Source organism: Sphingomonas faeni (genome assembly GCF_040407495.1).
In the GTDB taxonomy this organism is placed as follows: domain Bacteria; phylum Pseudomonadota; class Alphaproteobacteria; order Sphingomonadales; family Sphingomonadaceae; genus Sphingomonas; species Sphingomonas faeni_D.
Genome location: NZ_JAPZPP010000001.1, coordinates 995,747 through 1,010,726 on the forward strand (window position 1 = coordinate 995,747; position 14,980 = coordinate 1,010,726).

Below are 14,980 nucleotides of genomic sequence, written 5' to 3' on the forward strand. Positions count from 1 at the left end.
ATCCCCTCAATAAGCCAGCGCGCAGCCGTCGGCGCGCATCTCGCTCGCCGCGGCATAGACGCGCGTTGCACCGTCCATGCGGTGCTCGACGCATTCATAGCGGCCGAAGCCCCCGTCGGGTTCGCCGATCGTCCAGCCGATGTCGGCCAGACGCTGCTTCGTGGCGGCAGGTACGCCCGATTCCAGCCGCAGCAACCCTCGTGGGCCGAGCCCGGCACTGTCTTCCCCCATCGACTGCGACGAGCCCTCATGGTGCCAGCGCGGTGCATCGCCCGCCGACTGGATTTCGAGGCCATAGTCGACGCGGTTGACGATGATCTGCGTCTGCCCCTGCGGTTGCATGTCGCCCCCCATCACGCCGAAGCTCATCCAGGGATCGCCGCTGCGCGTCGCGAAGCCGGGGATGATCGTCTGGAATGGCCGCTTGCTGGGCGCGTAGATGTTGGGATGGCCGTCCCTGAGGCTGAACAACTGCCCGCGATCCTGGAACATGAAGCCGAGCCCATCGGCGACCAGCCCCGAGCCCATGCCGCGGAAGTTCGACTGGATCATCGATACCATCATGCCGTCCTTGTCGGCGCAGCTGAAATAGGTGGTGTCGCCGTGGCTGGGCGCCTGGCCGGGATGGACGGGATCGAGAATCCGGTCGCGGCGGATCAGCTTCGCGCGCTGCCGGGCATAGTCCTTGGAGACCAGCCACTCGACCGGCATTTTACTGAAATGCGGGTCGGCGTAGAAGCGCGCGCGGTCTTCATAGGCGAGCCGCTTGGCTTCCGCCTGCAGATGGATCGACAGCGGCGACTGGAAGCCTGCATCGCCGAGATCGAAGGTCTCGAGGATGTTAAGCATCTGGAGCGTCGCGATGCCCTGCGTGTTGGCGCCAAGGGCGTGCACGTCCACGCCGCGATAGCCCGTCCGATGCGGCGCGATCCATTCCGAGCGGTGCGCGGCCAGATCCTCAAGGCGCAGCCAGCCGCCGATTCGCTTGAAATAACGATCGATGACGCGCGCGATCTCACCGGTATAGAACGCGTCACGCCCGCCCGCCGCGATCGCGCGATAAGTGCGGGCGAGATCGGGATTACGAAACACCTGCCCCGTCGCCGGGCCTTTGCCGTCGGCTAGGCCATAGGTCCTGAGCGCGTTCGCCGTTTCCTCGATGCCGTTACCCGGCCGGCGGAATGCCGCCATGCTGCGGCGGATGTAATAGGCGATGATGTCCGGCACCGGCGCGCCCGCCTCGGCATGCGCGATCGCCGGCTCGAACAGCTGCGCCCAGGGCAGCCGGCCATAGCGTCGGTGCATCGTCCACCAGGCATCCACCGCACCAGGCACCGATACGGACACCGCACCCAGCGGCGGCAGCGCCCCGCCCCGCGCCCGCGACCGCACCGTTTCCAGGCTCAGGCCCTGCGGCGACGCGCCCGATCCGGCGAGCCCGACGACCTTGCGCTGCTTCGGATCCCAGATCATCGCATAGGCGTCGCCACCGATGCCGCTCGATGTCGGCTCCAGGAAACCGAGACACGCGTTGATCGCGATCGCGGCGTCGACGGCGGAGCCGCCTCGCCGCAGGATGTCGATCCCCGCCTGTGTCGCCAGCGGATGCGCAGTCCCCGCAGCGCCGTTTAGGCCGTAGGCGGCGGTACGCGAGGCGAAACTCGCGCCGACCGGGCGATCCCCCGCCGCCACGTCGGGACGCAGGAAGCGGTCCTCGCCGGCAACCCAGCGCGGGGGGAGCGTCGAGGTCGCCGGTTGAGGCGCACCACCCTGTCCGGGACCTGGTGCCCCCTGCTTGCCTGGAACCCCGGGTCCGGCCTGGCCGCCCTGCGCCATGCTTATACCCGGTAGCAATGCGGCCCCTGGCAAGGCGGCAATGAAAGTTCGACGACGCATAGAGGACGCTCCCGGTGCAGATGCCCGATCTTCGCTGGCTCTTTGAGCGAGTACAAGGGCTTGATCGGTGCTGCGTTACCACAGCAGCCGCACCCCGGCCGTGACCAGTCCCGGTAGCGCAGCCGGTCGCCTATCCGTCGCGTGGGGCGCGGGCGATCACAGCTTGGGCTGCACGGAGACGGGCTTTCCAGATTTTGACCGACGGATGCCCGGCAGCGAGGCCGACCAGCCGCCCCTCGATCTGCGCGACCTCCCGTTTGGCTGCATCGAGCTCCGCGGCTGTCGGTGCAGGCTGGATATTGGCGCGTGCGTGCGCGCCGGTGCGTCCCTTGCTCTTGGTCATGGACGACGCGATGGTCTTAAAGGTGGGACGCGGTCAATGAGCGATGACATCGAAGACGCCGCATCTCGCTATACGACCCACAATCGAACGCTCAAACCTCTTCCTCGCTTCCCAACTTCGGACGCGGGTTCATTTTTGCGAATGACCGATTTTGAAGCCCGGCTAATCGCTCACGAATGTCGTGGCGAGAGAGGAATGCGGACCGTCCGCTATTGGGACGGCAGATGGCGTTTACGGACGTCGCCTGACGCTGCTGCCCGCGATCGAGGTCGACGCGGACAGCATTTCATTCGTGATGGTTCACTCTGGACATCAGCCGGTGTCAGCTCGGGTATCGACCTTACGCTTGCGTTGATAGAGGAGGATTTTGGCCCGCGGGTCGCGATTGACGCTGCTCGGCAAATGGTCGTGTTCATGAAGCGCGCAGGTGGGCAATCGCAGTTCAGCGTACCACTTGCCGCGCAGACACGAGACCATGGTTTCGTTGAGTTTCATGCAGGGATGGCAGCCAATCTCGGATCGGACCTGTCCGTTCCTCGCCTAGCGCAGCACGCCTGCATGGCGCCGCGCACCTTTGCCCGCACCTATTTGCAGAAGGTTGGCAGCACGCCTGCCAAAATAGGCGAGCGAATGCGTCTGGAAGCTGCGTGCCGGACGCTGGAAGAAACGAACCTCGCCCTCAAGAGCTTTGCCGTTCAATCCGGCTACGGCGACGAACAAAAACTGCGTCGCGCATGCATCTAGCGGCGAGAAACGACACCATGAGATGACATCACATAATGGTCGACGGGTTTCCGACACCTCGATCTGAACCGGATTGCCGTTTGACGAGGCTTCCGCTTCTCTTCCCGGGTTAGTGACTACAAACCAGGGCGCGCAGGCAGTTGAAGCTATAGAGCAGCTGGGCGCATTTCGCCCAGACTGGCAGGTTCAACCCCGTTTAGCTGCGGCTGGATCGCAACGTCAGCATCGACCGTGGCGCGATCTGAACTGACATTTTCAAGCAGATTTCCTAGGTGCTCCCGCAGGGCTGAATTGCAAGCGACCACGTCGCTTACGCAGAAGGTCAGTATTAGGCCTTTGATCGACCACCATTGTTCATGCGTAAGCAGTACCCGCGTAAGAACGTCAAGCGCGCGCGCTAGCGTTCTGCAACTGGCGACGGTGGCATAGCCCGATCTCATCGGGATGTCGGCGCTTCCGGCGGGACCGAAAGGACAACACACGAGGGTCCCTAGTTGACGACGACGTCAGGTGCTGCGGCGGTCGATGCATGAATAACGGCTCCGGCGCGGCAAGATTTCCGTGTGCGTCGGCAATGGCCTCAATTTCAATGCTTTCCTCTTTTTTTCGGACGTGCGCCCATTCAGTATGCCTCCACCTACTAGCAAGCGAGTCCTGTAAAATTCTACCGACTTCGGTATGCAATAGGCTTTGATTTACGACTGAATTTTTGATGTTGAATCATAGAGATGCGTCTGAGCGGACACGTGAGACGAACGACATGCCCAATGAGCATGCCGAGACAGTAGCCGGTCTGAAGACCCGCCTTGAGCTAGCCCGCACTTGCCGACATTCATAGCGCGCTAATCGCTTCCGAAGTTCGGCCATTTGTTGATCTCGAACGTTTGTCCATTCTACAATGGCAGTCTGCGGATATTACGTTTGTCCTCCCCGTGACCACGACTCATAGAGCGTTAACCCTGCAGTCTTAAGGCAGCATTATGCGCATAGGATGTCTAACATCGCCGGGCCCAATCAGATCGGTACTGACCGGATGCGGATATTTTGCGGCTAGCGCGTTGGCCGTCGCGCTGACACGTTTTGGCGGTGGAGCAGCATTCATTTGGGTGGCGAACGCGGTGTTGCTGGCATCGCTCGGGACGTGCCGGCCCGCCCAGTGGCCGGGGCTGATCCTCCTCTGTTGGAGTGCAGGCGTTGTTGCGGCGGGGATGTGGGGACTGGGCTGGACCGCATCGCCGTTTATTGCCGCCGCTAACGTTCTCGAGCCCGTGATCGCGGCAGGCTTGATCGGGCGCTGGCGCATCCATCGCACGGGGCTCGATTCACCACGCAACCTAAGCGGTTTCCTGCTTGCCGCCGGACTGATTGCGCCTTCCACCACAGGCGTCCTCGGCGCGGTTATTATTGACCAGACCTCGGGCACCGGTGTTGGCACGAATTATTTCCACTGGCTCGTCGGCCATGCGTTGGGCGCTGTAACGTTCACGCCGATCTTCGAGCAGATCGCCAGCGGGGAGGTACAGCGGTGGTGGGGCAAAACCCAATGGCGCAATCTGGTTGAAGCGATCCTGCTGCTGATATTCGTCGCGATCACCGCAATTAGCGTCTTCGCACAGACAAGCCTGCCGCTGCTCTTCCTACCGGCGTTGCCGCTGATGTTAATCACGTTCCGGGTCGGCAAGATCGGCGCGTCGATGGCGATAGTCGTGATGACGGCGATCGGTGTGATACTCACGCTACACGGCGTTGGTCCCGTCAACATGATCCATTCCGGGCTCGGCGAACGGCTGCAGTTCCTGCAATTGTACCTGGCCGTTACAGTGCTGACTGTTCTGCCCGTCGCGGCGGATTTGACGCGTCGCAAGAAGCTGTTCGATCAGTTGCGCGACAGCGAGGCGCGGTTCCGCCTCATCACCGAAAATTCGACCGACATCGTGCTCAGCCTCGACGTGGACGGGGTGATTCGGTACGCATCGCCATCGATCCGTTTGCTGGTTGGGCACGATCCGGATAAGTTGATCGGCAAGCAGAGCAGCGCGCTCGTGTGCGAGCCCGATCGTGACGAAGTACGAGCCGTGCATATCAAGGCGCTGAGAAGTCCCGATCAGACCTTTACGGTAGAATTCCGCGGCGTCGTGCCGGGTGGAGACGTTCGCTGGTTCGAGACACACACGCGCGCGGTGACAGACGAGCGCGGCGCGGTGCAGGGCGCAGTCAGCGCAGTGCGCGAAACTTCGCGCCGCCGCCAACACGAGGCGGAGCTGACGGAAGCGGCACTCACCGATCCGCTGACCGGCGTGTGCAACCGGCGCGCGTTCGATCGCGCGCTGTCTGAGCTATCGGTATCGCCGGAGAGCGAGAGTACAGGCTGCATCGCGATCTTCGACCTGGATCACTTTAAGCGTGTGAACGATATGTTCGGGCATGCGATTGGCGACGAAGTCCTGCGCGCGTTCGCCCGAACAGCGAGGCTGCAGATCCGGGATGGCGACTTGCTCGCGCGGATTGGCGGAGAGGAATTCGGTATAGTCTTCCGCCAAGTCCCGCCCGATCGCGTCTACCTGGTCTGCGAACGCATCCGCCAAGCCGTCGCAGCCGACGTCGTGCGTGCTGGAGACTGGCCGGTGCACGTCACGGTAAGTATAGGCATCGCCACATTGGATGTGGGCGACGATCCACTCGACGTACTGAAACGCGCCGACCGCGCGCTTTACAAGTCAAAGGAAGAGGGCCGTAACCGCTCATCGCTTGCCGGGTGAGCGGTACTTACGGCCTCCGCTGTCTCTGAACGGCGTCGACCAGCACGCTCGTAAGCCATGAGAGAGGGCCAGTTCGTGGAAGTCACCCCAGAGGGGATCATTGGCGATGTCGGTGACGTACACGGGCCGCTGTTCGGCCGCAGCCGTGCCTCAGGAACCCACGCTATGCTCGCTGAGTTCGCCCACACCATTACCCGCCTCTTTTGGGACGTAGATCTGCCGGGCGATACGACGGGTTCGCGATAGCCCATTACGTCGCCGAGAATTATCCCTGGATCGAAATCGTCATCGGTCACCTCCGACCGAAAGAGGGCGACCTGCGCGAGAATACGACGTTCGTCTCGAAGCCGTTCAATGCGCGGATGATCCATAGCCACCTTCGCGCGGCCCTGCCCGATGGTATGCCGCTAGAACGACTAATGAGAGGTGCGTAGACGTCTATCGAAATCGACAGAGCATATTCTGGTGAGTGTCATCGCTATGACCCATGTCCGTCGCTTTCCAAGACAATCTGATACAATCGTCAGGCCGAAACCGTACGTTGACTCATTTTTCGAAGCCGACCACAAAAGTTGTACCATGAGCAAAGGTTTCTTCTTTGCTCCCAGTTGTGAGGTTTACAGCAGGCTACTCTGGCTGGTTCACGATCGTGGTTTTTACTGCTTTAATGGTATTATGAAGGTGAAGCAGGTTCCTTGAAGGTCGGTCCTAAGCTGTCCGATATCCCCAAACTGTCGATAACGTATTTCGTCCGGCCGGCCGTCCGGTCAATCGTGGCAATATCCCTCCCCGCGTAGGGCGACGCAGATAAGTAAGCTTTGCTGCACCTTTTTCAGGTGCTACCGAAGGTGAAGAGAAGCGGTCCTTGGTCGTGCCGCCTTGTAGGATCGTCGAACGGATGAGTGTGGAAAACGAAGCGCGCCAATCAAGCGGTGATGCGGGCCTGGAACAGTCGATACCGGTAACCGAGCCTGCGCCGGTCGTAGCGGGCATGAATACGCCGTCGCCGCGAAGCCGGCGGTTGCGCAAGCCGCTACTGCTGGCAGCACCGGTCATCGCGATTGTGCTCGGACTGTTCTTCTATCTTAGCGGCGGTCGGTATCAGGATACAGACAACGGCTATATCCAGTCGGGTCTCGTCCCGGTCAGCGCCAGCGTCAGCGGCCCTGTCGTCTCAATCGTTGTCCTCAACAACCAGCGGGTTAAAGCTGGCGACGTCCTGTTTCGGATCGATCCGGCGCCGTATCAAGCTGCGGTCGATGAGGCCACGGCCGAACTCGCCAACGCCCGCGCGCAGGTTTCGTCGCTCCGCGCGAACTACCGCGAGGGCGAGGCGGCGTTGCAGGCCGGTCGCGACAAGCTCGCATATGCCGATCGTGAGGCGGCACGGCAGAAATCATTGCTGGCCGAAGGTATCTCGTCGCAGAATCAGTATGACCAAGCGCTGCTTGCCGCACAGACCGCCCGCCAGCAAATACAGACCTCGATTGAGCAGAATGCCGGTGTGGCCGCCACGCTGACCGGCAACGTCGCCGCGCCCACGGAACGCCAGCCGGGTGTCCAGCGAGCGCACGCCACACTGGAGCGAGCCAAACTCAATCTTGGCTACACGGTCGTACGGGCGGCACAGGACGGCATCGTCACGAAGGTAAACCAGTTGCAGGTCGGTAGCTATGTCTCCGCGTCGAAACCGGTGTTCACGCTCGCAGGCACGCGCCTTTGGGTCGAGGGCAACTTCAAAGAAGACCAACTCAACCACATGCGGATCGGTCAGCGCGCCACGTTCCGGATTGACGCCTTTCCCGATCTCAAACTGACCGGCCGCCTCGCCAGCTTCAGCCCCGGAACCGGCAACAGCTTCTCGCTGCTGCCGGCCGAGAACGCGACTGGAAACTGGGTAAAGGTCGTCCAGCGCCTGCCGATCGAGTTCAGCATCGATGCGCTGCCGAAGGACGTTCCGTTGCACGCCGGGCTCAGTGTCGAGGTGAGCGTCGACACGGGGTATCAACGCCATCTGTTCCGAGGTTCGACGCAAGTTGGCGCGACACCGGCGCGATGACCGGCGCGTATCCGGAGCCGGGCGTACGCACGCTGATAACCGCGTCGGTGATGGCGGCGACGGTGATGAACTCGCTCGACAGCACGATCGCCAACGTCGCGCTGCCGCATATCCAGGGTAGCGTGTCGGCGTCGGGCGAAGAAATCACCTGGGTCCTGACCTCCTACATCGTCGCCGCCGCGATCATGACGCCGCTGACCGGATGGCTCGCGGGCCGGTTCGGGCGGAAGCGGTTGATGCTGTGGTCGATCGTCGGCTTCACAGTCGTCTCGGGGCTGTGCGGGATCGCCAACAGCTTGGGCGAACTGGTTGGCTTTCGCCTCCTCCAGGGGATCTTCGGCGCTGCGCTGGTGCCGATGAGCCAGGCGATCCTGCTCGATATCAACCCGCCCGAGCGGCATGGTCCGGCGATGGCGGTGTGGGGAATGGGGGCAATCCTGGGGCCGATCATCGGCCCGGCGCTCGGCGGCTGGCTGACAGACGACCTGTCGTGGCGCTGGGTGTTCTATATCAACCTGCCGATCGGCCTACTGGCCTTTGCAGGGCTGTCGGCGTTCCTGACCGAAACAAAGGATGCGGCACGACCCCGGCTCGATCTGTTCGGGTTCGCGATGCTGGCGCTGGCGATTGGATCGCTGCAGTTGATGCTCGACCGCGGCCAGACCAAGGACTGGTTCAGTTCGCTCGAGATCTGCATCGAGGCTGCGCTCGGGCTGTTCTTCGGCTATCTGTTCGTCGTCCACACGCTGACCGCGCGCAAGCCGTTCATCGATATCGGCATGTTCAAGGATCGCAACTTCCTGACCGGATCGATCTTCGGCTTCTTCCTTGGCACCGTGCTGTTCGGCGTGCTCGCGCTGCTGCCAACGATGCTAGAGACACTGATGGGCTATCCGGTCGTGCTCACCGGGCTCGTCACCGCACCGCGGGGGATCGGCACGCTGTTGTCGATGATTCTGGTCGGCCGCCTGATCAAGACTGTCGATGCGCGACTGCTGATTTTCGTGGGGTTCGCGATCGCCGCGTATTCGCTCCACATGATGTCGGGCTTCTCGCTCGGCATGAACGAGAACCTCGTCATCCTGTCAGGCTTCATCCAGGGGATCGGCACCGGTCTGGTCTTCGTGCCGCTCACGACGATCGCCTTTGCCACGCTCGATGCCAAATACCGCAACGAGGGCGCGGCGATGTTCACGCTGACTCGCAACATCGGTTCTGGGGTGGGTATCTCGGTGCTGCAGGCGATGACGATCCGCAACGGCGCGACCGTCCATTCGCGACTGGTCGAAGGTATCCGGCCCGATAATCCGGCGATGCCCCAGAGTTTCGACTTCGATCTGCCAAGCGCGGTCGCAGCGCTGAACGCGCAGATCAACCGCCAAGCGTCGATGGTCTCATATATCGACGCCTTCTGGCTCCTGTTCATTCTCACCCTCGCGGTGATGCCGCTTCTGCTGCTGATGCGTGGTCCACGCGCCGGCGCGGATGCGGGCCCGACCCTTCACATGGATTGACCCGTGATGCGCATTCCCTCGATCCTTCTCGCCGCAAGCGCGCTGACGAGCATATTGGCAGGCTGCACCGTCGGGCCGAACTTTGCGCGCCCTCAGTCCCCGACGGCCGCAACCTTTCTCGCGACGGGCGAAGCTTCGGCTACAACGGCGCATACGCCGCGCGTCGATTTCGGCACAGGCCCCACGTCGCGATGGTGGACCGCGTTCGGCTCGCCCGAGATGGATGCGCTGGTCGACCGAGCAATGGCGAATAACCAGAGTCTTGCCGCTAGCAACGCCACGCTCGATGCCTCGCGCCAAGAACTGCGCGCGATCGCCGGACGACGCCTGCCGCAAGTCGATGCAAACGCGCGGGTCGACCAGCAGCAGGTCAATCTGGCGGGCTTCGGCTTCTCGGGCGCGAACCCGCTCGCGTCCGGCGGTAATCCCGAATTTCTCCTCTACTCCGCGGGTGGCGGGATTAGCTACGATCTCGACCTGTTCGGTGGTCTGCGCCGTCAGGTCGAACAGAGCGCAGCGCAGGCCGAGGCGCAATTACGCCAGACCGAAGCTGCGCATCTGTCGATTGCCGGACAGGTCGTTACCCAGGTCCTGACGATTGCCGCAATTCGCGCGCAGATCGCAACCGCCAACACGCTGCTCGCCGACGACCAGCGCAATGTCGACCTGACCCGCAAGCGTCGCGCGGGTGGCGACGGCACGCTGGTCGAGGTGCTCAATGCCGAAAGCCAATACGCTGCCGACCGCGCCGACCTGCCCCAGCTCGATCAGCAACTTGCCGAGGCGCGGCATCTGCTCGCGACACTGACCGGGATCGCGCCCGCGGATCTGGGGCCGACCGAGATCGACTTCGACCGGCTGACCCTGCCCGCGTCGATCCCCGTCGCGCTGCCGTCCGAACTGGTCCACCGCCGTCCCGACATCCTCCAGGCAGAAGCCGATCTGCATGCAGCCGCGGCAGGCGTCGGAATCGCGACCGCGCGCCTCTATCCCGACATCACGCTGGGCGCGACGCTGACACAGGGTGCTCCGGGGGTTGATGGCCTGCTCAAGAACGCGTTCCGGGGTTATGATATCTTTGCCGGACTGACCGCGCCGATCTTTCACGGCGGCACGCTGAAGGCACAGCGAGCAGTGGCACTCGATCGCGCGCGAGCTAGTGAAGCAACCTATCGCCAGACCGTCCTGACGGCATTCGGTCAGGTCGCCGATACGCTGTCGGCGATCCAGACCGACGCTCGATCTGTGGCGAACCAGACCGAGTCCGTCTCGGTCGCCGCCCGCTCCCGCCATCTCTCCCGCCGCAGCTTCGACGTCGGCAATTCGGGCATTTTGCAAGTGCTGGAATCGGAACGCCTTTATCAACGGTCGCGCAACGGCCTGGTGTTGGCGAGAACCCGGCAACTCCTGAATGTTGCGCGGCTCTATACAGCGACCGCCGGCGGATGGACGGGGCAAGCCGCTAATAAGTGACGTCGTGGTCACATGGCGTAAGGACCTGCCGATAGCTGTCGCCATCCCCAGGATGTTTGAGGACTCACAGATCGAAATTGTGGCCGGTCCCGTCTATTCCCGAAGATGGCCGCGCGTTTATTCGGTGCTGGCAGGGTCCTCGTCGAGCGTCGCGCCCTCCATCAGTGGATGGATTACAAAGGTCTAACCGTCGCCGCCCACGATCATGAGGCGCAGCGATTGGCGATCTGCGGTGCCCAGCAGCGATGCCGCTCCTGAAGATGCAGGCAACGTGACTGTTCTGCCATCCTGACAGATGCCGGTTGCCCAATCACGCCTCCAATGCGGATCTCATTGGCAAGGCGCTCTAGCGCCGTCTCGGGCGCCGTGCACGCACGAGGGCCAGTGACCCATGCGTAACCAGTCGGTTCCATCGTCGGAGGTGCCACGACGCTTGAACTAGGTATCGTACGCGGCTGTGCAGCAGTATGGCTAGGTTTTTGCTTTGACTCATCGAGAGGACGAACGCCCTCCATACTCATCACGCGTGCAAACTCATCCATCGCTATCTTCTAGTGGTCACCCACGCAGTGCGTAGTGAATGAGATTAGTGCCGAATATGTAACGTCGCCCAACCGTTCGAACGCCTGCAGCCACTGATCATCCTCTGATCAGCGTGTGTACACGACGTTCAAGTTCGCCAATGTTGAACGGCTTGGTCAGTATCTCCATTCCTTTATCCAGATGGCCAGCACCAACGGCGGCATTCGCAGCATAGCCAGTGACGAACAGCACCTTCAGCATAGGCCGGACCGCACGGCCAGCATCGGCTACCTGCCGCCCGTTCAGCCCGCCTGGTAATCCGACATCGGTAACCAGAAGGTCGATCCGTTCGGCCGATTGCATCACCTTAACCCCGGCAGGGCCCGTAGACGCCTCTATTATTCGGTAGCCCGCCTCTGTCAGGATTTCGCTGACCAGTTGCCGGATTGCGATCTCGTCCTCGACGATCAGAATAGTCTCGCCCGCCGTCGCACGAAGTGGATCGCGCTCGCCCTTGGCTTCGCTGGCCATAGCAGCGGCGCCTGCATAACGAGGAAGGTAGAGGCACATCGTCGTACCGTGGCCAACTTCGGAATAGATGCGGACCTGCCCGCCCGACTGCCGGACAAAACCGTAGATCATGGATAGGCCGAGACCCGTCCCCTGTCCGATCGGCTTGGTAGTAAAGAACGGATCGAAGACGCGTTCGATGATCTCCGGCGACATGCCGGTTCCCGTATCGGTTACGCAAAGCGAGACGTATTCGCCTTCGGGCAGGTCCTGACCTGTAGCAGCGCGCGCATCTAGGTGCTTGTTGCTTGTCTCGATGGTCAACCTGCCACCATCGGGCATTGCGTCCCGTGCATTAATGCACAGGTTCAGCAGGGCATTTTCCAACTGCGGCGCGTCGACGAGTACAGGCCACAATCCTGCGGTCGCTTCGACCTTCACCTCGATCTCCGGTCCGAGAGTCCGATCGATGATATCCTCCATACCCGCAATCAGCAGATCGGCATTGGTGGGGGTCGGCGCCAGCGTCTGCCGGCGCGAGAAGGCGAGGAGACGCTGCGTCAATGCTGCAGCCCGGTTCGCACCCGTTTGCGCCATGGTGATGTAGCGATCGAGTTTGTCGTACTCCCCGGCGTGAAGCCGAAGGCCGAGCATCTCGAGCCCGCCCGTGACGGCGGTCAGCAAATTGTTGAAATCATGCGCGATGCCGCCTGTCAGCTGGCCGACCGCCTCCATCTTCTGGCTTTGGCGCAATGCCTCTTCGATGCGGCGCTGCTCGGTGATGTCTCTACCGACCGTGTAGAAGAGTCCACTGCCCGGCGTCGTGTCTGGCACTGCCGACCAGGCGAAGGCGACCGGTGTGCCATCCGCCTTCAGGAGGCGGACATGGAACTGGTGAACGGGTTCGCCACGCATCAGCGTCGCTACCACGTCCCCGGTCTCTGCCAGATCGTCCGGGTGGATGATGTCGCTGAACGGATGGGCGATCAGCTCGTCATGGGGTCGTTCCAAGATGATGGACCAGGCAGGGTTGATCGTCTTCAGCTGGCCATCGAACGTCGCAACGCCGAAGAGATCGCGCGTCATCTCGAACAGCCGATTGCGCGCGGCCGACGACTCCCGCTCGGCAACGATGCTGTCCGTTGTCTCGATACACGCACAAAAGAGCCCAGCGACGGCGCCCGTTTCGCTCCGGACCGGCGTGTAGCTGAAGGCAAAATGCGCTTCGGAACCGCGGCCCGGACGATCCAGCTCCAGTACTAGATCGGCCATGTGGATCGGCTCTCCGCGTGCGACGGCATCGAACAACGGTGCCAGTTCACCGCGTACCTCAGGCCAGACCTCGAAGAATGGGCGGCCGAGTGCGGCGGGATGACGGTCGGCCAGCATCGGCGCGTAGCCATCGTTGTAGAGCAGCACGTGATCGTCGCCCCAACCGACAAACATCGGCTGGTCAGCCGCGAGGAGAACGCCGACCAGCGTCTTCAGCGGCTGCGGCCAACTTTCCGGGAGTCCGAGAGGTGAGTTCAACCAGTCGTGCGCCCGCATAGCTGCGCCCATTGCCCCGCCACCTGCCAACACGTCGAAATGCAATTAATCAGCTCCGTCAGCGCCTGAGTTTTATCCCATAAGCAGGTTGCTTACCGAGCACAGCATCTGTTTTCGGTCCACAGCGAATAAACCGATGTTTCAAAAGGTTGAACCACTAGAACGCTTCATACGATCGCAAACGGCAACTGTTTATAGACCTCCTCGTTTGGCCCAGGCATCTGCCATACGTCCTTGAAGGTACCGCCCACTGCCGAAGGAAGCCGGAGCCCGCGCAGTGGAAAATAGGTTTCGTGGAAAGAAGGCCAGCTCGTATGCCGGATCCAGGCGGGGTAGCGGATGTCATTCCCGGTCTTCGGCGTGGTAACGGTCGACTTCGTGCTCAGAGGTACCGCACATATCCAGACGGCATGCAGGCCCCTTTACCATTCACGGCGCCAAGCGTGTTGATCGTTCCGACAGGTCATAGTCATTGGGTCGGTGACGCCAGCGATCGAGTCCGAGTTCGTGACGCTGCAGATCAATGCGCGCTACTAGGCGATGGTCTGGTAGAGTTCACAGCCGGCAGCGGCGCAGACGATACGCTCGTGCTCTGCGGTGCCCTGCCCGCCCCGTATCATGGAGCACCGGATCTGCTTGACCTGCTCCAAGCCCCCGTTGTGGCCGACGTCACGCCAAGCCCTATCCCAGCATACGTGTTCGACGCCATGAGGCTCGAGATTGCTGGTGTCGGGTTAGGTGCCCAAGCGATGTGCCAAGCTTTGATGAAGCAGGGACTGATCGCGCTGTTGCGGAGTCGCGGGACAGGTGATGATCAGCAGCAGGTTCTTGCTGGCGCGTTCCATTACCCACGGCTTGCCAGAGCAATAACTGCGGTCATCGACACCCCTGCTGCCGGCCATACAGTGGAAAGCCTGGCGTCGCTGGCCGGTATGAGCCGAGCGTCTTTCTCAGATTATTTTTCACGGGCATTCGGGCAAAGCGTTGGGTCCGCGGCCGTTCTCTCGGGCGTTCGTGGCCGCCTATCGCCATAGCCCCTCGGCCTATCGTGCGAAGTCCAGAACCGAAGCGATCAAACTTTCCACAGAGCCCAAATCTTTGCCAGGTGTCCGATCGTCCAGATCAATGGCCCTGACCGTCCAGACATGGCGAACGTGAGACGGCTTAGCTTGCGATAGGTTTTGTATTGCGGCCGTCGTGCTTACGCGTTTTGCATCTGATCAGCCCTCCGGGCTTTGTTACTCAACGGTGCCAGCCGGGCGCCGACCCGGCGCATCGTGTCCGCGGACAACCAGCCCCAGGCCCCCTGCCCTTCCTGATCGGTCTTGGACGAATGAATGAACAGGAGTGCCGAACCGTCACTGTGCGGATCGATATGTGCGACCCTAACCGCAACGAGCACGCTGACGCGCAGTCGAGCGTTATAGCCCAGCGACAGCAGCGCGGCATCACGCAGCCCCTGGAGATCGCCGCCACAGGCGCCGAGCAGCGCGGTCGTCGCGATCAGCCCGCAGGTTTCTTCGAAACTCTCGGAGATACAGCAGCGCAACGCGCTCGACTTCACCATAGTAGCGACCGACCGCGACAACCACCTCGCACGCCAACTCGGCAT

Annotated in this window: 9 protein-coding genes and 1 pseudogene; 6 read left to right on the plus strand and 4 right to left on the minus strand. The window is 62.0% G+C overall.

Translation table 11 applies throughout. The features are described 5' to 3' along the window. Positions 1 to 6: 6 nt before the first annotated feature. Positions 7 to 1,896 (minus strand): gamma-glutamyltransferase family protein, encoded by a 1,890-nt coding sequence (locus tag O6W96_RS04420; protein WP_353468438.1) that lies wholly within the window; start codon positions 1,894 to 1,896, stop codon positions 7 to 9. Between the two features lie 130 nt (positions 1,897 to 2,026). After that, positions 2,027 to 2,239, minus strand: a complete 213-nt coding sequence (locus tag O6W96_RS04425) for a hypothetical protein (protein WP_353468439.1) — start codon at positions 2,237 to 2,239, stop codon at positions 2,027 to 2,029. 36 nt (positions 2,240 to 2,275) lie between these two features. Between O6W96_RS04425 and O6W96_RS04430 the strand changes: the two genes are divergently transcribed. The 5 genes from O6W96_RS04430 (at position 2,276) to O6W96_RS04450 (ending at position 10,788) form a co-directional block, all read left to right on the plus strand. Beyond that, entirely contained in the window at positions 2,276 to 2,983 is a 708-nt protein-coding gene (locus O6W96_RS04430) for a GlxA family transcriptional regulator (RefSeq protein WP_353468440.1), read from the plus strand. Positions 2,984 to 3,963: 980 nt separating this feature from the next. Beyond that, the gene (locus O6W96_RS04435; RefSeq protein WP_353468441.1) at positions 3,964 to 5,742 is read left to right on the plus strand and encodes a sensor domain-containing diguanylate cyclase; all 1,779 of its coding nucleotides are present in this window, start codon (positions 3,964 to 3,966) and stop codon (positions 5,740 to 5,742) included. A gap of 898 nt (positions 5,743 to 6,640) precedes the next feature. Then, positions 6,641 to 7,801 (plus strand): HlyD family secretion protein, encoded by a 1,161-nt coding sequence (locus tag O6W96_RS04440; protein WP_353468442.1) that lies wholly within the window; start codon positions 6,641 to 6,643, stop codon positions 7,799 to 7,801. Next, a complete protein-coding gene (locus tag O6W96_RS04445) occupies positions 7,798 to 9,315 on the plus strand; it encodes a DHA2 family efflux MFS transporter permease subunit (protein ID WP_353468443.1) in 1,518 nt (505 codons plus the stop codon). Before O6W96_RS04440 ends, O6W96_RS04445 begins: the two co-directional genes overlap by 4 nt. Before the next feature lie 6 nt (positions 9,316 to 9,321). Continuing rightward, complete coding sequence (locus O6W96_RS04450; RefSeq protein ID WP_353468517.1) at positions 9,322 to 10,788, plus strand: efflux transporter outer membrane subunit; 1,467 nt, start codon at positions 9,322 to 9,324, stop codon at positions 10,786 to 10,788. 639 nt (positions 10,789 to 11,427) lie between these two features. On the opposite strand, the gene O6W96_RS04455 is transcribed toward O6W96_RS04450, so the two are convergent. Then, positions 11,428 to 13,413: a hybrid sensor histidine kinase/response regulator gene (locus O6W96_RS04455; RefSeq protein WP_353468444.1), complete on the minus strand. Its 1,986-nt coding sequence runs from the start codon at positions 13,411 to 13,413 to the stop codon at positions 11,428 to 11,430. 365 nt (positions 13,414 to 13,778) lie between these two features. Between O6W96_RS04455 and O6W96_RS04460 the strand changes: the two genes are divergently transcribed. Continuing rightward, a complete protein-coding gene (locus O6W96_RS04460) occupies positions 13,779 to 14,402 on the plus strand; it encodes a cupin domain-containing protein (RefSeq protein ID WP_353468445.1) in 624 nt (207 codons plus the stop codon). Positions 14,403 to 14,626: 224 nt separating this feature from the next. Here O6W96_RS04460 and O6W96_RS04465 read toward each other — a convergent pair. Then, positions 14,627 to 14,863 (minus strand): annotated as a pseudogene (locus tag O6W96_RS04465) (integrase); the annotation flags it as partial. Between the last annotated feature and the right edge of the window lie 117 nt (positions 14,864 to 14,980).

Bases quoted from the DNA above. Each gene is read 5' to 3' on its own strand.
- O6W96_RS04450 (WP_353468517.1), top strand. From the start codon at position 9,322: ATGCGCATTCCCTCGATCCTTCTCGCCGCAAGCGCGCTGACGAGCATA.
- O6W96_RS04435 (WP_353468441.1), top strand. From the start codon at position 3,964: ATGCGCATAGGATGTCTAACATCGCCGGGCCCAATCAGATCGGTACTG.
- O6W96_RS04430 (WP_353468440.1), top strand. From the start codon at position 2,276: ATGAGCGATGACATCGAAGACGCCGCATCTCGCTATACGACCCACAAT.
- O6W96_RS04460 (WP_353468445.1), top strand. From the start codon at position 13,779: ATGCAGGCCCCTTTACCATTCACGGCGCCAAGCGTGTTGATCGTTCCG.
- O6W96_RS04440 (WP_353468442.1), top strand. From the start codon at position 6,641: ATGAGTGTGGAAAACGAAGCGCGCCAATCAAGCGGTGATGCGGGCCTG.
- O6W96_RS04425 (WP_353468439.1), bottom strand. From the start codon at position 2,239: ATGACCAAGAGCAAGGGACGCACCGGCGCGCACGCACGCGCCAATATC.
- O6W96_RS04420 (WP_353468438.1), bottom strand. From the start codon at position 1,896: ATGCGTCGTCGAACTTTCATTGCCGCCTTGCCAGGGGCCGCATTGCTA.
- O6W96_RS04445 (WP_353468443.1), top strand. From the start codon at position 7,798: ATGACCGGCGCGTATCCGGAGCCGGGCGTACGCACGCTGATAACCGCG.